1 pseudogene is annotated in these 305 nt (G+C 62.0%); it reads right to left on the bottom strand.

The window, feature by feature from the left end:
• A pseudogene (locus ACTJI6_RS24325) lies at positions 1-188 on the bottom strand (IS3 family transposase); the annotation flags it as partial.
• Positions 189-305: the final 117 nt, after the last annotated feature.

The following is a 305-nucleotide window of genomic DNA, read 5'->3' as shown; positions in this document are numbered from 1 at the left end:
GCCGCCAGACTTTCCGAACCCCATAGACCCGCCAGTTCTCTTCGAAGACCCGAAGGATCTCGGGGCGCAGGCCGCGTATGACCGAGGAGCTGAACGATCTGGGCCTACGGATCGGCCCGCTTGGCCAGATGTTCATAGTAGGTGGACGGGGCGATCGGCAGGATGTTGCAGATCGGCTCAGCGAGATGGCCGAGAAGAAGAAGGCGCTGGAACGCGAGAACCGCGAGCTGCGCCAGGCGAACGAGATCCTTCGCAAGGCATCAGCGTATTTTGCGATGGCGGAGTTCGACCGCCGGTCGAAGTGA

Source organism: Paracoccus sp. 22332, assembly GCF_052045125.1.
Classification (GTDB): domain Bacteria; phylum Pseudomonadota; class Alphaproteobacteria; order Rhodobacterales; family Rhodobacteraceae; genus Paracoccus; species Paracoccus haematequi_A.
The sequence above is the reverse complement of the archived record's forward strand: the minus strand, read 5'-3'. Positions and strand labels throughout refer to the sequence as shown.